Raw genomic sequence first — 25,746 nt, forward strand, 5'->3', positions numbered from 1 at the left:
GGGCGCGTCAAAAAACTTCCCAAGAAAGCGAAAGCGGCGAGATCAGACGATCTCGCCGCTTCTTCCAATCGCTCCCAAGTAGCAACGCTTCGTAGCTGGTTAGGGGATCCAGTAGGCCGCCCCGATGACGGCGCCCGCTTGAGCGGCGGCGCCACGCAGGCTGATCGGAACCGGCGGCAGCAGCCAAGGAGCACAGTTGCCCGGGCGGTAGTAGCCCAACGCATACTGGCACTCGGTCGGCGGATACATCCCCATTTGGTACGGCAGGACGGCGGCACTCGCAAAGAAGTGGGCGCCGGAGATGAACGGCTGGGTAATCGGTCCGGTCATGTGACCGTAGCGTTCCAGGCCTCGTTCTTCAAAGTAAAGCGGTTTGTGGCACAGGGCCGAAGCGGTCCAGTTGACCTCGGTCGGCGACCAGTGACGCCCCTCGAATGGAGCGTCCGACCAACCGCATTCGTACGGCAGGTCCCAGTAAGCGGCGACAAAGCAACGATCGTCCGCACTTAGGTCGCGAAGGTCGAATCGCTTGATCTCGCGGCCGGTGTCGACCAGGACGCGTTGATTTTTGAAGTCGAGCATGCGGCCTTCGGCGACCACCTGGCCGTCAAGCAACGTCCAGCTGCGAGCCGGAGCGGCCGACAGAGCTTCGTTCTTCATCTCCTCAGCCAGTTCCGGGTCTTCTTCGTCCGGACGGAAGGCAGGCGTCATGTCGAGGTTGATCTGCGGCAGCTTGAACGCTTTCAGGCGAGCGACGATGTCGCTGCAGGCGTCCAGATCGTCGCAGCAGTTGCGTTCGTTGTAGACGGCGCCGCACGGTTTACGCTCGGGCGGAGCGGGACGAATCGGCAATCCATCGGGGCCCAGCTCCATCGGCTGGCGATCGCTGGCCGACGGCATCGGCAAGTCCGGAACGCTCATCGCCGGCGGGGCCATCGGTTGCGGCTCTTCGAGCATCGGTTCGGCGTCGCCGGCCGGGCCCAAAGGCTGCGGAGCGGCGAAACGGCTCGGCTTCGGCTGAGCCGGCGCTTCTTCTTGCAGGGCGGTCAGCTGATCGCCAAACGGATCGTTGAACGGGTCAGCGGGGGAGAGGTTGCTCGCTTTGCGAACCATCGCGGGGCTATTCGGAGCGTTCAGCTCGACGTGGGCCACCGGGCGAACCGATCCGGCGACAGCCGGCGTCGGTTGATTTTTTACGGCCTTCAGCGCCACCGGAGCGTTGACCCGGGCCGGGCCGGCGAGTTCCGGAGCGGAAGAAACTTTGGTCGAGCGACGCCATTGCAGATGGCTTTGCGGCTGACCATCGGCGGCCCACAGATCGGCCGCCGCAAAAAGAACGAGAGCACCACACAGCGCGTTAGTTGTCGTTTTGATGAACGTCCGGGCTGTAGTTCGGCGCTTCCTGAGTAATGGCGATGTCATGCGGATGGCTTTCCCTAACACTGGCCGGTGTGACCCGGATGAACTTGGCGTCCTTGCGTAGTTCTTCAATCGTTCGCGTACCGCAGTAGCCCATCCCGGCACGCAAGCCGCCGACAAGCTGATACACGAACGGACTCAAATTTCCTTTGAAGGGAACGCGCCCTTCGACTCCTTCGGGGACCAGTTTGCCCCCGTCGCTGACTTCGCCTTGGCGATAACGCTCTTTCGAGCCTTTCACCATGGCGCCCAGCGAACCCATACCGCGGTACGCCTTGAAGGTTCGACCTTGGTACAGGATGACGTCGCCGGGGCTCTCGGCCAAACCGGCGAACAAGCTGCCGATCATGACCACGCTGGCGCCCGAGGCGATCGCTTTGCAAACGTCTCCAGAGAACCGCACGCCGCCGTCAGCGATGATTGGGATCCCTTTTTTGGCTGCGACCACGGTGGCGTCGCGAATGGCGGTGATTTGCGGCACCCCCACGCCGGAGACCACTCGAGTCGTGCAGATCGAACCAGGTCCGATCCCCACTTTGACCGCGTCGGCGCCCGCTTCGATCAGGTCGGCACAACCTTCGGCGGTGGCGATGTTTCCCGCCACAACGTCGATTGGCCAGTTCTTCTTGATCTCGCGAACCGTCTCGATCACGTTCTTCGAGTGGCCGTGAGCGCTGTCGACGACCAACACGTCGACGCTGTTGTCGATCAGGCTTTGGACTCGTTCAAAATCCATCACCCCGACCGCGGCGCCGACTCGCAACCGCCCCAGGCTATCTTTCGACGCCTGAGGGAACCGGTTCATCATGTCGATGTCTTTGATCGTGATGAGACCGGTCAGTTTGTATTCATCGTCAACCAGTAAAAGCTTCTCCACCTTTTTAGCCGTTAAAATTTGCTCAGCTTCCGCAAGCGTTACGGTCCCCGTGGCGGTGACGAGGTTGTCTTTGGTCATAACCTCTTCGATACGAAGGGATTGCGACTCCAAAAACCGCAGATCGCGGCGAGTCAGGATCCCCACCAGCTTGCCATCAGCTAGCGTGATCGGCATTCCCGAGACGTTATGCTGCTGCATCACCGTTCGGGCTTCTTCGACCGGCGCGTCAGGCCGCATCGTCACCGGGTCGACGATGATGCCGTTGGCCGAGCGTTTGACCTTGTAGACTTCTTCGGTCTGGGTCTGGATCGAGAGATTCTTATGAATCACCCCCAGACCGCCTTCTTTTGCCAGAGCGATCGCCATGGCGCTTTCGGTGACCGTATCCATCGGCGAGCTGATCAGCGGGATGTTCAGCTTGATGTTGGCGGTCAGGTGGGTCTCGGTCGTCACTTCCGACGGCACGAAATCGCTGTAACGCGGCGCCAGCAGAACATCGTCAAAGGTGATGGCGGTTTTGGCGAAGATCTCGTCCATGGCGCGGCTCCCGAATCTAGCGTGATCGAAGCAGTGGGGGTAAACCCGCAATTATGGCGGGCAACGGCGATGCTGGCAACGCTCTCACGGTGAGTCGCAGCCCGGAAAGGGGGCGATTTTGCCCAGTTTTCCCTCAGAAGAGGCCGCGTTAGCAGTCCGTTGATTTTCTCAACCGGCTGCTGGATCGCAGGGATGCGATCCCAAAATAGCGACGGAAGTCGTTATTTTGCGAGCCGCGAAGAGCTATGCTCTGAGCCTGGCGAGGTTGGAAAATGCCACGAGGGCATTTTCCATCAGGCAGTTAGCGATTGCGGCGGAAGAGTCCGCGGCGCCGAGCCGCCGCCGGATTGCGTTCAGCCGGCTTCGCCTCGTAGCTGACCAGCGTGATTGTGGTCCGGTTCAGGGTCTTTCCGGCGGCGTCGTTGGTCGTGGTCGAGCTAGAGACCACAAACCCTGGGACGTCGGCGCAGTGAATCTCGACCGACGTAGTCGACGTTTTCTCGGGCACCACGATCCGCGTCCGGAAAAAGGCGACCGTTTTGTTCTCGGCCAGCACTGGGTACGGCATATCGAGGGCGATCGGATCGGTCGCGATCGTCTTGATGACCGTATCACCCCCGATCTCGCGGGCCTCAAACCGCCGCCGTAATACCCAGGGGGCAGTCGTGGGACAGTAGAAGACGTTGCCACTGACCTGCTCGGTTTGTCCCGTAATCACCACTTTTCGCAGCTGACAGGGATAGGCGATGCCGTTGACGGAGATCGCCTCTTGATCGCCAGGAGTTACCGTCGCGGTATAGCGATCGGGCTCGCCACTTAGTCCGCTGCGGAACGTCAGGGTCGGCTTGTCGAAGACCTGGCCGCCAACTTCCGACTGCGACGCTGTCTCGAGAATGACGTAATCGTCACCCACTTCTTTCAGCCGAATCGTCTGCGTCGAAACGCTGATGGGGCCGGCGACGCCGTCTTTGAAGGCCTGGCTGGTATGTCGCAACTTCTTCCACGAGCCGGGAGCGAACCGCGCCCATTCGTGGTGATCGTGGGGCGTCAATAAATCAGGCAGATCCTGCGCCACGCAAACCGAGGCGGTCGTCAGCCAGATCAAAATCGCGAGTCGTGACATTTCGCCCACTAAACTAATTTACCGAAAGCCTCAAGGCCGCAGAATCTCCCTAAACTACGCCGAACGAGCAGTCATCGCAACAAACCACGTCGATCTTCGCGAACAAACAGTCTATTTGGGGGATTCTTCGAGCCCCAGAGGAAACATGCCAGCGATCAGAAAGTCTTGCCGCGGGAACGTGGTCCGCAGATCGACCTCTAGCTGCCCCCCAGATTGGCGAGTGAATAGCGGATAGAGATTCTCCTGCAGACGCTGCTGCATCGCCGCGACATCACCATCGGCCGGAAGGACCTGCACACAAACCGAATCGATCGGCATGCTGCCTGGCAGCAGGTGCGACTTGCAGGGCTGGACCGCGACCGACTCAACCAGCGGAGAAGCGAGGATCTGCTCGGCCAGACGATTGGCTCGTAGTTCCAGGTTTTCGATCGTGGTGGTCAGCAGCGCTAGCAGCGGAATCTCGTCGGCGACCATCTCACCCATCCGATAGATTTCCAGCGTCTCGGTCAGCGCGGCCAACTCGAGCGGCGAAGAGGCGACCAGTGGAAACAGGGCGCCGCCCCGAATCTGGTCAATCCACTTCTGGCGGCCCAGGATCAGACCTGCTTCGGGACCGCCCAGCAAGTGATTGCCGGCGGCGATCACCAGATCGGCGCCATGGGCGATCGCCGCCGCCGCGCTATCGACGCCAAATTGCTCGTACTCTTCCCGGCTTTGTAGCCCGCCGACGCCTACATCGCGGAGCAGCGGCACGCCCCGCTTTTTGGCGAGGGCCGCTAGTTCGGCCAGACTGGGACCGGCGGCATTGGCGGCCCCAGCGAAGTTGCTGGCGTCGATCGACAGAATCGCCGCCGTTTCGTCGTCGAGCGCTTTCTCATAGTCGGCGATCGTGGCGCTGTTGCTGGCCCCGACTTCGACCAGGCGAACGCCGGCCGCGGTCAGCAAGTTCGGCAGGTGCAGCCCGTCGAACGTTTCTCCCAGTTCGCCCCGGGCAACCATTATCTTGCGACCTGCCGCCAATTCGTTCAGCGTCAGGTGCAGCGCCGCAGTCCGGGTGTTGACGATCGCCGCGCCTGCCGCGGAAGTCAGTTCGGTAATCAGGCGGACCGCTTCGGCCTGAGCTTCGAGCGGCGTCGTGTGGTAATCGCGCAGGCGAGCATAAGCGCCTTGGATCGCTCGCTCGGGAAGTGCAGATTTGCCCAGCTCGGGAGCCAGCACCACGCCGGTCCCATTAATCGCCGCCCGAATGCCGGCCGGGGCGTCGCCCGAGAGCCACCGCGAGAGGGACTCGGCCAGGTAGTGCAACTTAGGCGCGGGAAAGTCGGCGACGCGCGACTTGAAATCGCGTTGGTAGCGATCGAGATAGACGCCGACATTGCTGACCAGTGCGGCCGGATTCATCGTCTCGCGCAACTTCTTCAGCTGCGGCTTGTCGAGCAGTTCGCTAACGGTCGGCAATTTGCCGAATAGATTGGTGGGCATCGCATTTCTCCATTGGGCGCATTTCTTTAATTATTGCTCGCCAGCCAGACGCGGGGCAAGGCGTCGGCACACGACCGGGGGGACGCGATTCTCGGCCCGCAGCCCCGTTAATCAGCCGAGTTTTCGCGGTTAGACTCTTACCAGACATTCGTTCGCCCCAGGATGAAATTGCCACGAAATCGGATTTCGGATTGTTACGCCCCTTATGACCAAGCCTACCACCGCGCCTACCAATGCCGCCGGCGTTCGCCTCGGCCTCTGCTGCATTTTCCAACAGCAGCCGATCAAATTTCGCAATACGACCGTCAAGTCGATCAGCGGGATGTCGCGCAAAGACGGCGTGAAAAAGCTGTCGGGGCTGTGTCTGGCGAACGCCGAAGCGCTGCAACGGGCGCTCGAGTATTGTGCAGAGCAGGGGATTGGCTGCTTTCGGATCAACAGCCAGATCTTGCCGCTGAAGACGCACGAGACTTGCGGCTATGCGATGGAAGAACTGCCGCACGGCGACGAGATCGTCAAACGCTTTAAGGCGTGCGGCAAGTTCGCCAAGCGGCATAACGTCCGCACCTGTTTTCATCCTGATCAATTTTTGGTGCTCAACTCGCCGCGCGAAGAAGTTGTGCAGCGATCGATAGCCGAACTCGAGTATCAAAGCGAAGTCGCCCAGTGGGTCAGTGCCGACGTAGTCAACATCCACGGCGGCGGCGCCTATGGCGACAAGGAAGCGGCGCTCGGGCGATTTGCCGAGACGCTCTCGCAACTCTCCAAACGAGCCCGCAGCCGACTGACGGTCGAGAACGACGACGTCACTTACACGCCGGCCGACCTGCTGCCGCTGTGCCAATCGACCGGCATTCCGTTGGTCTACGACATCCACCACCATCGCTGCAATCCGGATGGCATGTCGGAGGAGGAAGCGACCAACGCGGCGCTCGCCACTTGGAACCGCGAGCCGATGTTTCACCTGTCGAGCCCGCTAGAAGGCTGGAAGGGCCCCAAGCCGCAGCGGCATCATGACTACATCGACGTCACCGACTTCCCCGGCTGTTGGCGCGAGCTGGACCTGACGGTCGAAGTCGAAGCGAAAGCAAAAGAACTGGCGGTCCTGAAACTAAAGAAGCAACTGGCCGAAACCTGGTCGGCTTACATCGTCCAGTGCGCCGACGGCTCTTTCTACACCGGCGTCTCCAACGAACTGGAAAACCGCATCGCGGTGCACAACGCCGGCAAAGGCGCCAAGTACACCCGCAGCCGGTTGCCGGTGAAGCTGGTCTATCACGAGTCGCTGCCGAACAAGAGCGCGGCGCTAAAACGGGAGTTGGCGATCAAGGGACTTTCGCGAAGTGCGAAGGAAGAACTGATCGCCAGTGGAAACGCTACGGAATAATTTCATGCATATCAAACAACACGCTGCGAGACGTCGGTCCCGCGGCGTCGCCGTTCGGATCGAATAGCGACGCCGCGCTGGAACGTCCGCGACCGTACATTCTCGTTTCGATCAGTCCCAAGCTTCCCTCCTTGGTTGTAAAGAGAAAGGCCGAGTCAACGTCGGGATTCCGCTGCTTGGTTTCCGCGTCAACGTGAATCAACAATTCGCCAGCCGGCTGTCCAGCCGGCAATTTTCCGGTGGCGAGGATCTTGTCCAGGTTCCGCAGTTCGGACGGACTAAGCTCGCGAACTTTCATGCCGATCGCTTTCAAGGCGAGCATTTCCTTTCCTGCCGCCGTCTTGTAAGGGACGCAAATCAAATCGATTCCCTGCTGTGCCGCCCAAGCCGCGACTTCGGTTTCGGTTGGCGGGGCGTCGGGCTTGACGAACGCTTGCGGCGGACGCGGCTGTTCGCCGGTATCCAGGTCGATAAAGTAGTCGACGTATTTTCCTTTCTCTCGCAGCGGTGACAGCCGCATGCCGATGACGCCATCTCCCGATTTCGCCGTCGGGCCCAACAATTCTGGCTGTGACACGACTGGCGTTTCGGTCAGCCGTAGCCCGACGTTGGCCAGCGAAGCGTCTTGCGTCAGGGATCGCCAGTTTTCTTCCCACCAGGTGCGCCAACCCTCGGCCTGGCGCTCATAGCGACGCCGCTGCATTTCCTGACGCCGTGGGTCCTCGCTGAGATGGATCGAGTAAACCGACTTGTCGTCGAAGTCCTGGCCCGTCAGCTTCTGCAAGGCGCCGAAGACTTCGCGAACCGGTCGCCCATAGCCAAAATCGGATCCCCGATCCTGCTCATCCAGGTCATGTTTTTGCATGAACTGATTCAAGCCCTGGTCGACCACCTTGATGCCGCAGTCGCTACTCGGACGACGGAGCGTACGCGGAATTGCCCGAATCAGGGCTGGCACAGCGCTGGGATCGCCGATCGCACGCAAGGCGAAGCTGAGCTTGCGGAGTCGATTTTCGTCGTCGGCTTGATCCAGCTCGGCGGTGATCTGCGGTACGGCCGCCGGACCGATCTTGACCAGTTCGCGAACTAGCCGCGTCCAACGCTCGCAATCCTCGAAGGCGTCGCCGTTCGGCTCGCGAAGCTCTCGCAAGATTTCGGAGGTACGTTCTCCCTTATCTTCCGGCAGTCGGGCGATCAGGGCCTCGGCCGCTTTCACTTTTTCTTCCGGCAGAACCGCCGGCGTGATCGTCAAATCGTAGTGGGTCGTTTCGCCCGCTTTCACGATGACCGGCGGCTGCTTCTCGGTGTCCCAAGAAATCCGATCGGCATGCATGTTGAAGACGTAAGGAAAGTTGTCGCCGGGCGCGGCACGCATTTGGAAACGCCCTTGAGGGTCCACCGTCGCCAATACGCTGGCGCTGGCGAGCTGACTGGAAAGTTCCGCCGGGCCGAAGAGTCCCACCAGCAGCGGCTTGCCCGATTGGTTTTGGGCGATCGGCTCGCCGGTCGACGTGTCGATCACCCGACCTTCAATCAACCCTCCCCGCATTAAGACAAAGTCAGGCAAATTGACGACCTGGCCGGCCGAACAATCTTGTTCGCCCAGCGCAACCGCAACGCGATCTTTGGCGCCGACGCGGAAGACGTAGTTATCCTCGGCAACCACCATCCGAAACTTCCCGGCGGCGTCGGTCGCTACGGTCTGGGGCGGACTGGTGTACGACTTGGTCGACGCGGTCACCTCGACGCCGGCGACCGGCTGGCCCGTTTCGCCGTCGATCACTTTCCCTTGCACGACGCACCCTTTCGGCATTGTCGCCAGAATCACCGCCGGCAGCGTCTCTGACTCGCCGGAACCGGGCGGATAGTCCGGATGTCGAATCGAAACCCGGGTCGGCACGAGTTTATCTTCCGACCAGCGAAATACGCCGATGCCATCGATGCGAAACGCCCCCAGCTCATCGGTCTTCGCCGCTGCCATCTGCGGCAGCGGCCGATTATAGGCGGCATACGGACATACCGTCGCGCCGGCAATCGGCAGCCCGTCGGCATCGGTCACGATCCCGCGCAAGCTCGTCGTTTCCTTCGTCATCCGAATCGTGGGAATCATCTGGCCGTCGATCTGATCGTAAAACGTTTTGCCGACTGGCCAGCCAGGCGCCGTCGCCACGCAGTCATATTGCAAGTAGTCCAAACGATGACCAAGGCGCGGAGGCTCGAGGCCGGCAAATTCAAATTTCCCTTCCACATCGGTCAGAGTGGCGCCGATTTGCTCTGGCGTCCCGGCTTGTCCCCGCAGTCGATACAGGGTCACCGTGATCCCTTTCAGGGGCGCACGATCCTGCTCATCGACGCAGGTCCCGCGGATCACATGGTCACCCCCCGTCTCCCGCTTCTCGCTAGGCGTCAATTCGGCCGACGATTGTGCAACCGCCCGCGGCGACGCGTCGGTTAGCCCCAACAGTCCGGTAACCGCCAGCAGGAGCATTGCGACCGACGCTCTCAGCGGCGAGGCCGGCGAATTCAGGAGCCGTTCGACGCGAGCTTGCAGCCGCGACTTGGAAGTGAAGAGCCCGACCAGCCCTGGCGCAATGCCGCTAGCCGAAAAGCTGGCCGCCAATTCGATCAAGGTATCGGCGTAGGAAGCGCGGTCGGAGTCTTGCAGCGTCGCCACGGCGATCTCGTCGCAGGCCGCTTCTCGCTCGGCTTGCATTTCGACAAACGCCCACCAGGCGATCGGATTGAACCAGTGGAGCGCCCGGCCGGCCAGCAACAGCCAATTGGTCCACAGGTCGCCGCGGCGCAAGTGCGCCAACTCATGCGCAAGAACATGGTCGAGCCGCTCTTGCGTCGCCTCCGTCACGACCGCTTCGGGCAAGATGACCCGCGGCGCCCAGGTACCGACAACGCAAGGACTGAGCGGCTCCGGCGTTACCAACAGCTGCGGCAGGCGGCGAAGACCAACCTGACGACAAATTTCATCGTAGCGGGCTAACAGCACAGAGTCTTCAATCGGACGACACGCCGAAAGCCGCCGCCGCAGTAGCCAAGACGCCAGGGCCAACTGGGCCACGCTGATGACGACGCCCAGCAACCAAATCAAACTCAACCAGCCGACGAGGTCCCCAAAATCAAACCACGACGTCTGCGGCGGCGCTGCCGGAGAATCTGCAACCGGGAAGGGGGAAAGCGCCGCCTCGCTCGGTTTCGCCGGTGAAGCAGGGTCAGCAAGGTTCTCCGTCGGCGGCGGCTCATCGATCGGAGGCGCAGGCGATTGGCCAACTGGCGCTCGCACGGTTACCACGCGCGGCGGTTCTTGCTGGACAACCTGCGCAGGCTCCGCCGTTTCCCAGCGCGTCAGGTTAAACAGACTCCAGGGACTTGCTGGCGTAACGACGCAAACAAGTCGCAGCAGCACCACGCCCCACAGCAGAAAACGCCACTTCGCCGCCAGTCGCTCGCCACAACAGCGAACCAGGATCGTCACGACCAGCGCCAGGATGGCGGCTTGCCAGGTTGCCCGCCAAATCATCGGTCCGACCCAAGCAATCGCAGTGATCATGTGCGTTTCCCCTTTCCTGACTGTTGTTCGGCGAGCAATCGCCGGAGCTGATCGATCTGCTCCGGCGAGAGGGAAGATTCCGCAACAAAGTGATTCAGTAGCGCTCCGACATCGCCGCCGAACGCTTTTTCGAGAAAGGTGCGACTTTCGCGGCGAACGCATTGTTCGCGAGAAACCGCGGCGCGGTAGATGTACTTGGCGCCGTCGACCTCGTACTTCAGCGCCCCTTTTTCGACCAACCGCGCCAGTAGCGTGCGGATCGTGCTGGGATTCCAGTCGTGCGTTTCGCTCAACTGGCGAATCACGTCGGCGGCCTTGCAGCTTTCGGCCGCCCAAACCTGCTGCATGACGTCCCATTCGGCGTCGGAAATCTGCAAATCTCGCATCGCGTTGACCTCGCTTGACTACAACTGTAGTCAAATATGACCACAAATGTAGTCATCCGTCAAGCGAATTGTTGAACGTCGCCGAGAGAGAAGCAGCGCGCACGAAAAAAGACGGCCTGCTTTCGCAATCCGCCTTTTCGTTGATTCGTTTGTCGACCGCTTTTAGAACTTCGGGCGATCGAGCGACATAAACTGATCGACCGTTTCCGGCGGTTCCGGATCGCCGCCGCCGAACATCGAACTCCACCAGGAAGTCGACTCTTTGCTGCGGGAGATCTTCGGCACCACCTTCTTCTTCGGCTTCTCGTCGCCGTCGTTGAACGGGTTCAAGAAGTCCGCCGTCTTGCTGAAGAACTGCTGCGTGCTCTGATTCATTTTCGAGAGCGTGCTCGGTTCTTTCTTGGCGGTCTTTTTGGCCGGCTTGCTGGCGAATGGATTGTAGAGCCCCCATTCGGCCTGGGCGGGAGCCGCCGACAGCGTCAGCACGAACAAACCTAACAACGCCAGTTTCATCGATTTTTGGTACATGACTCGCTCCTTCCCCAATGGGCCCATCAGTTGCGCCGCGGACTGTGTCAAAAACGGCGAACCGCGTCTAGACCAATTTCTGGGCGATCGCTGGCAATGCAGGCGCAAGCGTCAGGGACGCGGCAACCCCATGAACTCGCCAACCGTCGCCGGCGGCAATGGCTCCGGTTCCGACGGACCGAACCACGACCCCCAGAACGAACCACTCTCTTTCTTTTTCGGCTTATCGTCGGCGTCATTAAACGGATTGAGGAAGTCGGCCGTCTTGCTGAAGAACGACGGCTGGCTTGGCTTCTTCTTCGCCGGCTGGCTGGCGAACGGGTTGTAGAAACTCCATTCGGCCTGCACCGAACCGCCGGTCGCGACCAGCAGCAACAGCCCCCAAACCACTCGACTCGCCCATTTCCGTGGCATCGCCTGACTCCTTGTTCCTATGGCCCGCAAAAACGACGAGGAATCTTTCAAAATCGCCCGGCGTCGTCTAGAGCGATTTGCGGCATTTCGCCCGCCGCATTGTCCCTGACTGGGCAATTCTTTAGCATTGAGCGTTTCCCCAACGAGCAAACCTGGCAGAAGGTCGGCTGAAAATGAGCAAAATCGGGTTCCTGGGCGCCGGGCAGATGGCGCAAGCCCTGGCGAGCGGCTTTGTGCGGGCCGATCTGGTCCACCCGGCCGACATCGTCGCCGTCGACCCATTTCCGGCCGCGCAGACCAGTTTCGCGAGTCTCGTCCCCGGCGCCGCCGTCAGCGACAAAGCGGCCAGCCTGGCGACCGAGGTCGACGTCATCTTCCTGGCGGTCAAACCGCAGATGATGCAAGGGGCGATTGCGGGACTGGGCAAGATCGGCGGCGACGTGCTGTTGGTCTCGATCGCGGCCGGAACTTCGCTGGCCAAGCTGACCGAGTGGACCCGTACCGACCGCATCATCCGGGTGATGCCGAACACGCCGTGCCTGATTGGCGAAAGCGCCTCGGCCGTTTGCACCGGCAGTGGAGCGACCGCCGAAGACGCCGCGCTGATCGAACAGCTGATGAGCGCCGTCGGCGTGGTCCGCAAAGTAGACGAAAAACTGATGGACGCGGTCACCGGGCTGTCAGGCTCGGGCCCGGCTTACGTCTATGTAATGATCGAGGCGCTGGCCGACGCCGGCGTGCGGGTTGGTCTGCCGCGCGACGCAGCGCTGCAACTGGCCGCCCAGACGGTCCGCGGCGCCGCCGGCATGGTATTGGAAACCGGAGATCACCCGGGCGTGCTGAAGGACCGGGTCGCCAGTCCCGGCGGTACGACGATCGCCGGTCTGCAAGCCTTAGAGGCGGGCCGCTTTCGGGCGGCGGCATATGACGCGGTGGTGGCGGCGACCGCCCGATCGCAGGAACTGGGGGCGGAATAATTCTGTCCGCGACTCTGCTCCGCGAAACTATAATTACAAGCAGGCGATAGGCGCCGAAGAGGAGATCGCGAAATGTCTTCGTTGTTTTGCATAATTGACGACAAGCACGTCCCCCTGTACCGGATCTTGTGGATCTCGGACGTGCCGCACTTCTGCGGCGCCGAGGATTGCTTGTGCGAAGGGCAGTACGAGGTCCGGCTGGAACAAGGGGAATCGCTGTGGACCAACCGCGAAGAACGAGACACGGTGATCGCCGCGCTCGAGCGGTGGCATGCCGGCGACGACTTTGACGATGTCGAAGGGGAAGAGCCCTGGGCCTAGCCGGCCAGCGCAACCTGGCGGCTTTCAACAAGAAAAGAAAATACGGCCGCGGCGAATCTTCGCCGCGGCCGTTTCTCGTTTGGTCGATGGGGTAAGCCGAACTTGGCGGCTCTCTCCGCTACTTCTTTTTCTTCGCCGTCTTCTTTACGGCCGCTTTGGCCGACTTCTTTTTGGCGGGCTTCGCGGTCTTCTTGGCGGACGAACTCTTCTTGGCAGGCTCTTTTCCGAACGCAGATTCCCAACCGTCGGAGTACTTCTGATTGGAACCAACGCGAATGATGGACACGGCGGAATACCTCGTAGTTAAGTCAACAATAGCTTAAATAGTTCGGAGCAAGTCATCGTTGGTAACGGATCGCCGCCGCAAGGTCAAGACGCTACGGCCAGGCGAATCCGTTTACCGGTGAGATTAGTGCTGCAACTTCTTGTACTTGAAGCGGGGCGGATGATCCGGGTCGATCCCCAGACGTTCGCGCCGTTGGCTTTCGTACGTGCTGAAGTTCCCTTCGCACCAATGGACGTAGCCGTCCCCTTCAAACGCCAGGATGTGGGTCGCCAGGCGGTCGAGGAACCAGCGATCGTGGCTGACCACGACCACGCAGCCGGCGTAGTTCATGATCGCTTCTTCCAGCGAGCGAAGCGTATCGACGTCCAAGTCGTTCGTCGGTTCGTCGAGCAGCAGGACGTTGGAACCACGTCGCAGCAGCGTCGCCAGGTGAACGCGGTTGCGCTCACCGCCAGAGAGGACGCCGACCTTCTTCTCCTGGTCGGGGCCGCGGAAGTTGAACCGCGACACATACCCGCGGGCATGCACCTTTTTGTTCCCCATGACGATCGTGTCGTGCCCGCCCGAGATTTCCTCGAAGACGGTCTTGTTGGGGTCAAGCGCGTCGCGCGACTGATCGACATAGCCGAGTTCGACCGTTGAGCCGAAACGAATGCTCCCCGAGTCAGGCGTCTCTTCGCCGGTCAACATCCGGAAGAGGGTCGTCTTACCGGCGCCGTTGGGACCAACCACGCCGATGATGCCGCCCGCCGGCAGACGGAAGCTGAGGTTGTCGATCAAGACGCGATCGTCATACGCCTTGGTGATATCGTTGGCCTCGATTACCAGATCGCCCAAGTGTTTGCCCGGCGGAATCTGGATTTCGAATTCGTCATTCCGCTCTTCGAACTGCTCAGCCGCCAATTTTTCGTAGGCGTTGATACGGGCCTTACCTTTGGACTGCTTCGCTTTCTGCGAACTGCGAATCCAATCTAGCTCGTTGGCCAAAAACTTCTGGCGAGCTTCCGACTGCTTCTCTTCGAGCGCCAGACGCTTTTGCTTCTGCTCGAGCCAGGCAGAGTAGTTCCCTTCGTACGGATAGCTGCGGCCGAATTCGAGTTCCAGAATCCAACCGGCGACGTTGTCCAGGAAGTAGCGATCATGGGTGATGGCGACGATCGTGCCGTGGTAGGCCTGCAGGTGATGCTCCAGCCAAAGAATCGACTCGGCGTCGAGGTGGTTCGTCGGTTCGTCGAGCAGCAGCAAGTCAGGCTTCTTCAGCAGCAATTGGCACAAGGCCACACGGCGGCGTTCACCACCAGAGAGCTTGCTGACGTCGGCGTCGCCCGGGGGCAGGTTCATCGCGTCCATCGCGATTTCGACTTCGCGATCGAGTTCCCAGCTGTTGGTTGCTTCGATCTGGTCCTGCAGCGTGCCCATCTCTTCGTAGAGGGCGTTCATTTCGTCATCTTCGAGCGGCTCGCCCAGCTTCATGCTGATTTCGTTGAAACGCTCGACCAGCCCGCGACGATCGGCGACCGCCTCTTGGACGTTGCCAAAGACGTCTTTCTCGGGGTTCAGCTGCGGCTCTTGGGGGAGATAGCCGACAGTAAAGCCGGAGGTAAGCTCCGCCTTGCCGTCGAATTCCTTATCAATCCCGGCCATGATCTTCAGGATCGTACTCTTACCGGCGCCGTTTCGCCCCAAGACGCCGATCTTGGCACCTGGGTAAAACGAGAGCCACATATCCTTGATGATCTCGCGCGTGCCGAACTTTTTGTTCAAACTCTCGATCGTATAGATGTATTTTTTACCCATGCAGGTACTCTCTAACGTCTTTCGTAGCTAGCGTTTAGTGATGGTACGGGTAATGAAGGATCGCTACCGATTATAGCGATTTTGTGCATTTCATCTGGCCGCTGCCTCCCGACAGGAAGAATTCTTCCCAAAACTGCGAATTAATGGTTGTAAGATCAAGATAAACTGATATCATGAATCCATCGAACATTAGTTCGGGTAAAGACTCTTATCTTCACTCCACGCGATCGTTAGTAATCCTGGCCCCGAGTTCCCACCAGCTCGCCCCGCCTGCCAGGCTTGCCAAACGAGCGAAGATTCCGTTCATGGACGCGACTGCTCCCAACAGTCGCGTCCGTTTTTGTTTCTTGCCGGTCAGAAACCAGCGTGCCACGGCCCAGCGTGCCACGGCTCTGTGAGCCGTGCGATGCTCTCTATAGGCTTCGCGCCATGCTCTTATCGCGTCTTCGTGAGAAGAGCATGGCTTCCACGCCCTACTACGGGACCCAGACATGCTCATCCGACGAAGACGCCGCAAGATCATGGCGTCATGATTCTGTGTCTGTATTGTAAGGCCTATCGACCAGCGACGTTACCGCAGACGGTAACTTATTCCCACTCGATCGTCGCCGGCGGCTTGGTGCTGATGTCGTAACAGACGCGGTTGACCCCTTTGACCTCGTTGATGATCCGGGTCGAAATCCGGGCCAGCACTTCGTACGGCAGGTCGCTCCAGGTGGCGGTCATGAAGTCGTCGGTGTTGACGCAGCGAACCGCGACCGCGTCTTCATACGTTCGGGCATCGCCCATTACGCCGACGCTTCGCACCGGCAGCAAAACGGCGAACGCCTGCGACGTCGACCGGTAAAGTCCGGCCGCTTTGATCTCGCTGACGACGATCGAATCGGCCTCGCGGAGGACGTCCAGCTTGTCGTCGGTCACTTCGCCCAGACACCGAACCGCCAGGCCCGGCCCCGGGAACGGATGCCGCCAGACCAGGTCTTCCGGCAGGCCGAGTTCCAGGCCCAGCTTCCGCACTTCGTCTTTAAACAGATCCCGTAGCGGCTCGATCAGCTCGAAGCCGAGCTCTTTCGGCAATCCGCCAACGTTATGGTGCAGCTTGATCGTCGCGGCCGGGCCATCGATCGCGGCGCCGCTTTCGATCACGTCGGGGTAAAGCGTCCCTTGAGCCAGGTACTTGGCGTCCTCGATCTTGCGGGCCTCGGCCTTAAAGCACTCAACAAACTGGTAGCCGATGCGGCGGCGTTTTTCCTGCGGCTCTTCGATGCCGGCCAGTTGCTCCAAAAACGCTTCTTTGCCGGCCACCACGTGCAGATCGGTCTTGAAGTGCTTGGTGAACTCGGAGATGACCGACTCGGCCTCTTGTTTCCGCAATAGGCCGTTGTCGACCAAAATGCAGGACAACTGCGGGCCGATCGCCTGATAGAGGAGGGCGGCGACCACTGACGAGTCGACCCCGCCCGACAGACCGCAAATCACCCGGTCATTGCCGACCCGCTCGCGAATCTCGGCGATCGTCTGCTGGGCGAAGTCGTGCAGCTTCCACAGCCCTTCGCACTCGCAGATGGCGATCACAAAGTTGCGCAAGATCTGAAAACCGAGCGGCGTGTGGGTTACTTCGGGGTGGAACTGCATCGCGTAGAGCGGCAGTTCTTTGTGTCGCATGGCGGCGATGGGGCAGGTCGACGTGCTGGCCAGCGGGGAGAACGAATCGGCCACGTTAGCAACCTGATCGCCATGGCTCATCCAGACGTCGGTCTCGCTCGGCAGGCCGCCAAAGAGATCTTCGGTGGCGCCGATCTTGATTTTGGCGTGTCCATATTCGCGATGCGACGTGTTCTTGACCGAGCCGCCGAAGGCCTGACACATCAGCTGCATGCCGTAGCAGATGCCCAGCACCGGGATGCCCATTGAAAAGAGGCCTGGATCGCACTGCGGGGCGCCTTCTTCGTAAACGCTGGAAGGTCCACCCGAGAGGATGATGCCGCGGGGATTGTGGGTGGCGATTCGCTCGACGGTGATGTCGTGGCGGACGATCTCGCAATAGACGTTCTGTTCGCGAACGCGGCGGGCGATCAGCTGGGCGTACTGCGAACCAAAGTCGAGTACGAGGATCTTTTCGTCAGAGATGCGAGACGAGCCAGAGGTGTTATCAGCAAAGGGAGCCGTCATCGTCATCCTTCCGTCAAACCGGAAACGAAAAAGCCCGCCCAGAATCCGGCGGGTGAAGGAAACCGCGTATTATATCGCCATCCCGAAATGCTGCAAACTAGCGAGGCCCCCCTCATTCGGCTGCGGAAAGTCGCGAAGATCAGCCCCACGCTGCAGGATGAAGTTTGGCCCGGAAGGCCGTTTTGGCCCCAGCGCCCTGGTTTACCCTTGCCGCGACGCCGCCTAGCATGAAGTCCAACACGGATCTTGTCGCACAACCGGATGGAACGATGGAAATCTTGCTGACGAACGACGACGGAATTTACGCCCCCGGGTTGGCCGCGATGGAGCGCCAACTGCAAAAGCTTGGCAATGTGACCGTGGTCGCTCCGGCGACCGAGCAAAGTGGCGTCGGGCACTCCATCACCTTTTTGAGCCCCCTGATCTGCAAAGAGGCGTACGACGGCGATCGCCTGCGGGGATATGCGGTGGAAGGAAGCCCGGCCGACTGCGTCAAAATTGGGGTCTTCGAGTTTTGCAAGAAACGCCCCGACTTGATCGTCAGCGGGATCAACGGCGGGCTGAACGCCGGGATCAACGTCCTCTATTCAGGCACGGTCGCCGCGGCGATCGAAGGCGCCTTTTTTGGGATCACCAGCGTGGCGGTCTCGCTGGAATGGGCCGAGCACCCGCTGTTTGACGTCGCGGCCCTGAAAGCGCGGGAAATCGTCGAAAAGATCTTGGCTCAAAAGGGGGAAGAGTCGCAGCTTTTCAACCTGAACTTCCCGACCGCCGCGATGCAGAAAAAATCGGTTGTAAAGGTTGTACCGATGGGCCTGGCCCGCTATGGCGAACACTTTATTCGCCGGCAAGACCCGAAGGGACGCGACTATTTCTGGGCGACCGGCGACCCGCGCCCCGAGCACGGATCGGAGGAAACCGATCTTTCGGCCCTGGAGAAGGGGGATATCACTCTGACGCCGCTCCACTTCAATTTGACCGAGGATCGCTATCTCGACCGAATGAAGTCTTGGGATTTGCAGATCGCTGATTAAGATGGAAGGTACCCCCCAGTTCTCGCGGCGAGTTTCGTCGCGCCGTACGCCGTCGCAACTAGAAGCGCCGGCTGTCTGATTTAATCGTCGCGTCACGTAACGGATACGCGCGACGATGCGCCGAACTCCCCTGTTCGATCATGAACGTACTCCGCGTAGCAGCCGGGCTTGGTCTGGTATTGGCCGCCGCTTCCTCGTCCTTGGGACAAGAGTGGCTGACCGCTCCTAGTTTTTACAGTCATAGCGACCACACCGGCGATCGCGTCGCGCAGTATGCGCCCGATCCGATCGTCGAACAGCCGTACGATCCGACCTATCTGCGGTCGGGCTATCGTCAGTTCCAAAGCACAATCCGCGGGGCCGGCGGCAGCGTCGACAACTATCACGTTGTCGAAGAGTGGGGCCGCCCGGTTCGGCCCTATGGCGAATGGCTCCATCCGTATCGCCCTTACTCGGTGCCGTATCAATTGTGGGGCGCTCCGTATCAAGGCCTCGGCCCAACCTTCAACTTGGGTCCGCGGGTCCTGCCGTATAGGAACGCCCCGGCCGGCGGCTATGGTCCGGGGGGCGGATACCCCGGGTATCGTAACGGCAGCATCTAGCGCTGCATCCGCGTTGAGAATTCAAACTGCGTTTGGGTTTCGGCCCGAACGCATTTTTTGTTTGGCGACGCAGGAAAGTCTCGACCGTGCAGTTGAGAACTGGCAAAATCGGGCAAGCGCCACCGTTGGAGATGACAGGATTTCACCACGCGACGAGATTGCCCAGCGAGCGATGGAGTTGCCGCCGGAAGATCGTGAATATCTGGCCGACATGCTGGAACAGAGTCTTCCGCATGAGGAGTTTCGCACTCCTGAAATTGCCGACGCTTGGGCCCGGGAAATCGATCGGCGTCTAGGCGCCTACGATCGTGGAGAGACCAAAGCGGTTGGCTTTGAGGAAGCTTTGGCGAGCATGCGCCAGGCTTTGGAAGCACATGCTGTCGAGAATTCTTAGGACCGAAGGCGATTCTTGAAGCGTCGGTTTTCCTCACTTCATTGCCGGCATTTGATTGGTGGCCGCTTTTCCCTCGCTCGCGCTGCGGGCTACTATTTCTTACCGATGCGGTAGAGGGCGGTGTCGGTGCGGAGGATGATCGCTCCTTCCAACAGCAGCGGAGTCGCCATGATTTGGCCGGCGATTTCGTTTTCGGCCAAGACCTTGAACTCGCGGCCGGGCTCGATCACGATCGTCTCGCCATCTTCGTTGCAGAAGTAGATTCGTCCTTCGGCGATCGCCGGCGAGGCCGAGAAGTTGCCTCCTAGCCGTTCCGTCCAGACCGTTTCGCCATTCTCGACGTCGACGCAAGTTGCGATCCCGCGGTCCGAAACCATGTAGAGCAGGTCTTGCCAGAGCAGGGGAGAGGGCTTGGTCGGCGCCTGTTTGCTCATCGTCCAGCCGACGTGCGTATCGGTGACGTCTCCTTCGCCGTCGACGCTCATCGCCCACAACTCGGGCCGGGTAAAACCGGTGCAAATGTAAACGACGCCATCCTGAAAAACGGGCCGCGGCACGTTCGAGAACCCGTCGCCATGGTCGACGCGCCACAGCTCTTTGCCGGTCAGCGGATCGTAAGCGCAGTCCCACTGGGCGCCCGGGATGATCGCCATCGTGCGGCTACCCCAGGTGACGACCAGCGGCGTGGCGTACGCCTTTTGCTGGTCGCCATCTTCATTGCGGTGCGGGGGGCGATCGGTCTTCCAAACGGTCTCGCCGCTGTTGGCGTCAAGCCCGCAGACATACTGCTGATCAGCGCCGTCGCAGGTCAAAATCAAGACGCCATTGTGCAGCACCGGCGAACTGCCTGGCCCGACGTTGTGCTGCAGCGGCAGCTGTTTCCGCCAGAGTACTTCTCCGGTAGTCGTATCGAAGCAGCAGGTCCCATACGTTCCGAAGTGACAATAGAGCCGGTTCCCTTCCAGCACTGGTGTCGGCGACGCGTAGCTATTGGTCGCGTGAATCGGATCGGGATCTTCGACATAGAACAGGTCGACCTGCTTGCCGATCTGGCCGGTCGCGTAGTCGACTTCGATCGCCTTCAGCAGCACCGTCGCCGCCAGTTCGCTGGTCGCCTGGGCGAAGCGCGGTTTGCCTTTCAGCTTTTCGTCGAACGCTTCTTGCGACGCTTTCTGCGTAATCGCGGTCGTCAGCCACAGCTTGCCGTCGCCCAAGACCGGCGATGACCAACCCTTGCCTTCGATCGGGGTCTTCCAGGCGACGTTTTCCTCTTCCGACCATTTCAGCGGAACCTGGGTCGCTTCGCTGATTCCGTCACCCGCCGCGCCGCGGAATTGTGGCCACGAGTCGACGGCCCACGCCGACGAAGAGCAGGCCAGTGCGATCAGCGCCGCCAAGGTAAAGCGAGGTCGAAAGATCATCGGCAGGAACCCTAGGTTGGAAGGATCGGTCGGTGGGAAACGAAGGAGTGGGCCAGTTGGCAGCGGGGACTAGTGCATCCCGCAGCCGCCGCCACCGCATTGCGGAGCGCCACAACCGCCGTGGGCGCTCGGCGGAGCGCACATCGGTAGGCTTTGCGAAGCTCCGCCGGTATGGGCGGCCGGCACGCTCCAGGCTTTTTCCAGCTTCACGTCGCCGCACTGCGGGCAGGCGGGCGACTCTTCGCCACGGACCAGCGCTTCAAACTCACAGTTACATTGGCTGCAAACGTATTCAAACAGCGGCATCGCGGCGAGGCTCCTCTTCGCTTGGTTTTGGTAGGTTCGGCTACGGCGTATCATGAAGGCTGAGGCTTTCGCGAAGAAACGCCAACACCACACACGCCATTATGTCCATGCACTCTAGTTTATCGCAAATCAGTCGGGCGCAGGTCCGCGCAGTCGATCAGATCTCGATCGAGAAATTTGGCGTTCCCGGCGTCGTTTTGATGGAAAACGCCGCCCGAGGGTGCGTTGATATTCTAGCTGACCGTGGCGCAAAGTGCGTCCGAATCTGCTGCGGCAAGGGAAACAACGGCGGAGACGGCTTGGCGATGGCCCGGCTGCTCGACCTGCGCGGCATCCCGACCAAGACGCTCCTGTTTTGCCCGCCGGACGAAATCACCGGCGACGCGGCGGTGCAGCTGAACATCGTGCAGAAGGCGGGCCTACCGCTGGAAATCATCCCGGCCGACGTCACCGACAAGACGCTCGATCGCCTGCTGATAGACGCCGACTGGGTCGTCGACGCGCTGCTGGGAACCGGCATGCAAGGCGATCCACGACCACCGCTGGATCGCATCATCCAGGCGATCAATCGCAGCAGCGCCAAACGCCTGGCGGTCGACCTGCCGAGCGGGCTCGACTGCGATCAAGGGACGCCGGGCGATCCGACGGTGGACGCGACGGTGACGGCTACGTTTGTGGCGCCGAAAAAAGGTTTCGCGGCCGAGTCAGCAAAGCCTTGGTTGGGAGAGGTGGTCACGGCCGATATCGGGGCGCCGCGTCAGGCGATTGAAATGGCGATGGGCCAATAGTCGCATGCGCGACACCTACGCGTGGCTAAGTCTAATGACCTATCTGTGCCGCTTCCACTCCAGTCGCTGCGCTCCTTCCGCTGCAGCGGCACAGCGACCCCACCCAATCGTTACCTGTTTCCCAAACCGATCTTTCATAAGGCTTGGTACAGAAAATGGGGGCAGGCCAGAACTAGTAGCCGTTCACGATTTCGTCGACAAAAGCGATCACTTCAGAGGCGGGAATGATGTAAGTGCGGGTCCGACTCGCGCGAGCAATATTCATGCCTACGAAGTTCTTTTTCAAGTCGAACACGGGACTGCCACAGCGAGATGAAAGTACCGGGGCATCGTGCAAGAGAACACGCTGAAAACTTGTTTCCTTGCTCTTCCCCCCCTTGAACCAGTTGGCAGCATGAGGACCAGGAGCTGCATTGTTGGTGCGCGACAGCGTGATCTCGACATCTATCGTAATCCCATCGCGACTAATACTAGCATTTATCTTCTGGCCCGGCACCGTGCTGCGGAGAAATTTCAGGACATCGTCGAGCGACGATACCTTTGTTCCATCCAGGCTAATGATTTGGTCATTCACCTTCAGGCCAGCTTGATCGGCGGCAGCACCAGATTCCAGTTCCTCAATAATAAATTGATCGCACTCACTCTTCCCGACGATACCAAGTCGACCACGGCCAGAGGATGAGAAAATCGGCGCACTCTTAACGCTCGTGTGCCCATCGTCACACTGACTAACTGATACGAGTATTCGGCCGATCGGCCGATCGCTGAAAGTAAGAGGCGACAACTTGCCTTGTGGCAACAAGGCTGGCTGAGACAACCTGATCAGGGCTAAGTCAAGCCCCTGGCTGCGATTCGTTACCGTTCCAGGAATCGATTGGCCTGACTCCAGTAAAACCGTTACTTCATTCCGCTCAATTAACGATGAACTGCCAACAACCCAACTTGTTTCATGGCCCTGACGCCAAAACACAAGAGTTGCCGGAATCTGCTTGGCGCCACAACTTACCATGACAGAATAGTCGTCTAATTGCTGCTCTAGCGCTCGTGTTGCGCTGGCCAGTCTCGCCAACGCTTCGACGGCACGCTTACCGGCATACGAAGACTCGCGATTTGGCTGGATGACTTCCATCCGCGATCGCAAATCGCCAAATTCGGAAAAATCGAGCTCTAGCAGTTTTTTTTGATCGCCACGTTTAATACCTATTTCTACCGACTCCCCCAAGGCGAATGCGCTAATCATCCTGGCGTTTAATGCCGGAATGCTTGAGATGCCATCACCATTCCAAGTCAATAGATAGTCGCCCTCTCTCAATTTCATCTCTAACGCCCAAGACGGTTTGTCAACACTTGCAATGCAAATGCTCCCGCCGCCGAACCCGAACAAATCAGCGATCGCGCCTAGAGTATTCACCTCAAACTGAACGCCGAAGCTTGGAACTTCCTTGCAATTCTTCCACTGGAAGCGCTCTTTTAGATGCAGGGAACCCCAGTAGAACCGATAAAGATCGACTGGGACATCGTAGTTCTCGTCGAGGCTTGCCAAGCCAATACGGCTTCGCAAGCCCACTAGGCGACCATCCATATTAAAAAGCGGACCACCAGAATCGCCTGGCTCCATCAGGCACGTACTTTGAATAAATCCATTGTTACTAGACACCGGTGAAATCACGCGACCGAATCGCAAATAGGGGCCACGGTCGGTGTTGCGTACGCCTCCATGCGCCGTACTAAATACGGGCTCACCCTTCCTTAGCTGCGATGACCAGCCAAGCTCAACGAATGGCAGCTCTTGCCCCGCCAACTGCGCCGCATCAATCTTGAAAAGGCCGCAATCGTATTCCTTCTCAAGCCCGATTCCTTCCGCACGAAATTTCCGACCGTCGCCGAGGAGGATGTTGACCTCTTGCCCGGGATTCATTACGCAGTGTCCAGCAGATAGAACGATTCCATCTCTTGAAACGATGACTCCTGAACCATGACCTGACATATGGTCGAAGGTTATGGCGACAGTTGCTTGTCGTGCACGCTTGGCAACCTGAACCAACTGATCTTCTAGCCCCTGCAAAGCAGAATCGCTACTTGCGGCGACTCCCTGATCAACAATCTCCACCTCTGCAGCTTGAAGAACATCAAGTTGGCCAGCCAGGTCTGAGCATACTATCGCTCCGAGCGTTGAAGCGAAGACAACGTAGGTAGGAATTAACAGCGTCATGCATGGATGCCTGAGCATTCTTCTTTTCCTCTTAGTTCCCGCTCTCAAGAATATTTGCCAGGACTTGCTTGACCTCATAACCATGAAGCCCTATCCCCCGGACGACGCCCTCTTTATCAACAACGACACTTCCAAAGCCATAATCACCAAACACTAGAGCGCTCTCAAAAGCACTTGGCAGCAGAACCGCAGGCCAGTCAGCTCCACCATACTTCTTGAAGAGTTTAGGAGACTGTTTGTCGTAGAATGCTCGATTCCTGTCCGTGCTGAATAACACAACCCGCACGTTTTCCGGGGAGTACTTTTCTTGGCACTTCTTGATAACTGGAAATCCTTCGTAGCAATTGTGACAAGATACGGCCCAGACATCTAAGACAGTTACTTTGCCGAGAATGGTTTTGTTGGAGACCGTCTCGCCATCGACCGTCTCAAACTCAAAATCAGGGCACTTTCGACCAATCACCGAACCCTGAAGCGGCATGTCGACCTGCTGCAAAGTCAAAGTCCGTCCCTTTTTATCAATCGACTGAATACGAAACATTTTGTCATGGATGCGAATCGGCCGACTCGCCGCAAACGCTTCCGACAATGCAAGGACTTCATCGCAATTCTGATCAACGGAGACATAGGTCGAATTATTGCCTGATATGCCTTCGCCATAACCAGTATTCCGCAGGCTATAACGCTTCGCTTCTGGAAGATACAAGTTGGCGGTGGCGTCAGGCCCTATGCGGACGGTCCCCCTCAGGACCATCTTGTCCACCCCGCGCCCGAGTACTAACAGGCTAAAAATGTTTCCGAGTTGAGGCCGCACTCTCGTCAAATTGCAGTCTTCTAACTCGATAACCAGGGGTTCGCCAATTGTTTTCTCGTTGTGATTCTCACTCTCGACGCCAGAAGGCTTCGGTTTCGAGGCGACAATCTCTCCTAACGAAAACTCAAGCTTCGTAGGGGGCAGGCATCGCATATCGTCGCATGCCTGAAACAGAACGAAGCCCTTCACAGAGTAACTCGCGTCTCCAGAAATCACGCGGTATTCCCGACTCCAATCGAGTGTGCCGTCGTAGAGTTGCTGGGTGTCGACGCCAGCTTCTACAGTCTTCGGCTCTTTCGAGGCGGTGAAGCCCTTGTCGATCGGCTCAAGGTTCTTGATGTCAACTTCTAGCTCTGTTGGAAAGCCCGTCTGATTCAAGTCGCCTGAATCTAGCGGGCCGATGTGCCAACCATCGGCAATCATCGCATGCACGGTCAACCGCACTGACTCTCCCTGCTTCGCGTCCGCTGGAGATAAGTCGACGCGAAACCTAACTGCGGGTGAAACCTGTCCTTCGCCAGGCAACTTTTGAGCGTACCTGCCAGCGGGCGACTCAGCACCATCTTGGGTTTCGCCAATATTCTCTGCTTGAACTGCAGTGCTGACTGGCAATACCAGCACCAGAATAAAGAGCGTCCAAGATTTGACATTCAACATTGAGTATCTCCGATCATTCTAACCGCGGATTGAAATTATCCGCCGAATTTGAAACCAATTAGCAGGCAGGAAAACAAGCTTAACAGTCCGTTGATTTTCTCGACGGACTGCGTGATCGCACGGATGCGCTCCCAAAATAACGACGTAAGTCGTTATTTTGGGAGCCGCGAAGAGCTATGCTCTGAGCCTGGCGAGGTTGGAAAATGCCACGATGGCATTTTTCAACAGGCAGTTACATGGAAGGGCGCCA

General features: G+C 59.2%; 22 protein-coding genes. 7 read left to right on the forward strand and 15 right to left on the reverse strand.

The window, feature by feature from the left end; genetic code table 11:
* Positions 1-99: 99 nt before the first annotated feature.
* The 4 genes from Enr8_RS17005 to Enr8_RS17020 form a co-directional block, all read right to left on the reverse strand.
* The gene (locus Enr8_RS17005) at positions 100-1,422 is read right to left on the reverse strand and encodes a hypothetical protein (RefSeq protein ID WP_146433732.1); all 1,323 of its coding nucleotides are present in this window, start codon (positions 1,420-1,422) and stop codon (positions 100-102) included.
* On the reverse strand, positions 1,358-2,833 hold the full coding sequence (guaB, locus tag Enr8_RS17010; RefSeq protein WP_146433734.1) for an IMP dehydrogenase: 1,476 nt from the start codon (positions 2,831-2,833) through the stop codon (positions 1,358-1,360). Before guaB ends, Enr8_RS17005 begins: the two co-directional genes overlap by 65 nt.
* A gap of 301 nt (positions 2,834-3,134) precedes the next feature.
* A complete protein-coding gene (locus Enr8_RS17015) occupies positions 3,135-3,956 on the reverse strand; it encodes a hypothetical protein (protein ID WP_146433736.1) in 822 nt (273 codons plus the stop codon).
* 111 nt (positions 3,957-4,067) lie between these two features.
* Entirely contained in the window at positions 4,068-5,438 is a 1,371-nt protein-coding gene (locus tag Enr8_RS17020; protein ID WP_146433737.1) for a hypothetical protein, read from the reverse strand.
* Between the two features lie 205 nt (positions 5,439-5,643).
* Here Enr8_RS17020 and uvsE point away from each other — a divergent pair, with 205 nt between their 5' ends.
* Entirely contained in the window at positions 5,644-6,825 is a 1,182-nt protein-coding gene (uvsE, locus tag Enr8_RS17025; protein ID WP_146433739.1) for a UV DNA damage repair endonuclease UvsE, read from the forward strand.
* Here uvsE and Enr8_RS17030 read toward each other — a convergent pair.
* The 4 genes from Enr8_RS17030 to Enr8_RS17045 all read right to left on the reverse strand — a co-directional run bounded on the left by Enr8_RS17030 (position 6,815) and on the right by Enr8_RS17045 (position 11,715).
* Positions 6,815-10,387 (reverse strand): M56 family metallopeptidase, encoded by a 3,573-nt coding sequence (locus tag Enr8_RS17030; protein WP_146433741.1) that lies wholly within the window; start codon positions 10,385-10,387, stop codon positions 6,815-6,817. The genes uvsE and Enr8_RS17030 overlap by 11 nt on opposite strands.
* Positions 10,384-10,773, reverse strand: coding sequence for a BlaI/MecI/CopY family transcriptional regulator (locus tag Enr8_RS17035; protein WP_146433743.1), 390 nt, complete (start codon positions 10,771-10,773; stop codon positions 10,384-10,386). The genes Enr8_RS17030 and Enr8_RS17035 overlap by 4 nt, the downstream gene beginning before the upstream one ends.
* 162 nt (positions 10,774-10,935) lie before the next feature.
* Positions 10,936-11,301 (reverse strand): hypothetical protein, encoded by a 366-nt coding sequence (locus Enr8_RS17040; protein ID WP_146433745.1) that lies wholly within the window; start codon positions 11,299-11,301, stop codon positions 10,936-10,938.
* A gap of 111 nt (positions 11,302-11,412) precedes the next feature.
* A complete protein-coding gene (locus Enr8_RS17045; RefSeq protein ID WP_146433747.1) occupies positions 11,413-11,715 on the reverse strand; it encodes a hypothetical protein in 303 nt (100 codons plus the stop codon).
* Positions 11,716-11,888: 173 nt separating this feature from the next.
* Between Enr8_RS17045 and proC the strand changes: the two genes are divergently transcribed.
* Positions 11,889-12,692, forward strand: a complete 804-nt coding sequence (gene proC, locus Enr8_RS17050; protein WP_146433749.1) for a pyrroline-5-carboxylate reductase — start codon at positions 11,889-11,891, stop codon at positions 12,690-12,692.
* Between the two features lie 72 nt (positions 12,693-12,764).
* A complete protein-coding gene (locus tag Enr8_RS17055) occupies positions 12,765-13,013 on the forward strand; it encodes a hypothetical protein (RefSeq protein ID WP_146433751.1) in 249 nt (82 codons plus the stop codon).
* Between the two features lie 118 nt (positions 13,014-13,131).
* Here the strand turns inward: Enr8_RS17055 and Enr8_RS25530 are convergent, their stop codons facing one another.
* From Enr8_RS25530 to guaA, 3 genes are all read right to left on the reverse strand, one after another.
* Positions 13,132-13,299, reverse strand: a complete 168-nt coding sequence (locus Enr8_RS25530) for a hypothetical protein (protein ID WP_186767713.1) — start codon at positions 13,297-13,299, stop codon at positions 13,132-13,134.
* A 123-nt stretch (positions 13,300-13,422) separates the two neighbouring features.
* Positions 13,423-15,096 (reverse strand): energy-dependent translational throttle protein EttA, encoded by a 1,674-nt coding sequence (ettA, locus tag Enr8_RS17060; RefSeq protein WP_146433753.1) that lies wholly within the window; start codon positions 15,094-15,096, stop codon positions 13,423-13,425.
* A gap of 588 nt (positions 15,097-15,684) precedes the next feature.
* Positions 15,685-17,268 (reverse strand): glutamine-hydrolyzing GMP synthase, encoded by a 1,584-nt coding sequence (gene guaA, locus Enr8_RS17065; RefSeq protein WP_246120133.1) that lies wholly within the window; start codon positions 17,266-17,268, stop codon positions 15,685-15,687.
* A gap of 269 nt (positions 17,269-17,537) precedes the next feature.
* Here guaA and surE point away from each other — a divergent pair, with 269 nt between their 5' ends.
* The 3 genes from surE to Enr8_RS25540 all read left to right on the forward strand — a co-directional run bounded on the left by surE (position 17,538) and on the right by Enr8_RS25540 (position 19,298).
* Complete coding sequence (surE, locus tag Enr8_RS17070) at positions 17,538-18,302, forward strand: 5'/3'-nucleotidase SurE (protein WP_146434957.1); 765 nt, start codon at positions 17,538-17,540, stop codon at positions 18,300-18,302.
* 140 nt (positions 18,303-18,442) lie between these two features.
* Positions 18,443-18,904 (forward strand): hypothetical protein, encoded by a 462-nt coding sequence (locus Enr8_RS25535; RefSeq protein ID WP_186767715.1) that lies wholly within the window; start codon positions 18,443-18,445, stop codon positions 18,902-18,904.
* A 61-nt stretch (positions 18,905-18,965) separates the two neighbouring features.
* A complete protein-coding gene (locus tag Enr8_RS25540; RefSeq protein WP_186767716.1) occupies positions 18,966-19,298 on the forward strand; it encodes an addiction module protein in 333 nt (110 codons plus the stop codon).
* A gap of 92 nt (positions 19,299-19,390) precedes the next feature.
* Here the strand turns inward: Enr8_RS25540 and Enr8_RS17080 are convergent, their stop codons facing one another.
* Positions 19,391-20,719, reverse strand: a complete 1,329-nt coding sequence (locus tag Enr8_RS17080; RefSeq protein WP_146433758.1) for an outer membrane protein assembly factor BamB family protein — start codon at positions 20,717-20,719, stop codon at positions 19,391-19,393.
* Positions 20,720-20,788: 69 nt separating this feature from the next.
* Entirely contained in the window at positions 20,789-21,025 is a 237-nt protein-coding gene (locus tag Enr8_RS17085) for an FmdB family zinc ribbon protein (RefSeq protein ID WP_146433759.1), read from the reverse strand.
* Between the two features lie 101 nt (positions 21,026-21,126).
* Between Enr8_RS17085 and Enr8_RS17090 the strand changes: the two genes are divergently transcribed.
* The gene (locus tag Enr8_RS17090) at positions 21,127-21,813 is read left to right on the forward strand and encodes an NAD(P)H-hydrate epimerase (RefSeq protein ID WP_146433761.1); all 687 of its coding nucleotides are present in this window, start codon (positions 21,127-21,129) and stop codon (positions 21,811-21,813) included.
* Positions 21,814-21,985: 172 nt separating this feature from the next.
* Here the strand turns inward: Enr8_RS17090 and Enr8_RS17095 are convergent, their stop codons facing one another.
* Complete coding sequence (locus Enr8_RS17095; protein WP_186767717.1) at positions 21,986-24,025, reverse strand: trypsin-like peptidase domain-containing protein; 2,040 nt, start codon at positions 24,023-24,025, stop codon at positions 21,986-21,988.
* A gap of 31 nt (positions 24,026-24,056) precedes the next feature.
* A complete protein-coding gene (locus Enr8_RS17100; protein ID WP_146433765.1) occupies positions 24,057-25,496 on the reverse strand; it encodes a TlpA family protein disulfide reductase in 1,440 nt (479 codons plus the stop codon).
* Positions 25,497-25,746: the final 250 nt, after the last annotated feature.

The sequence above is a fragment of the Blastopirellula retiformator genome (assembly GCF_007859755.1).
Classification (GTDB): Bacteria; Planctomycetota; Planctomycetia; order Pirellulales; family Pirellulaceae; genus Blastopirellula; species Blastopirellula retiformator.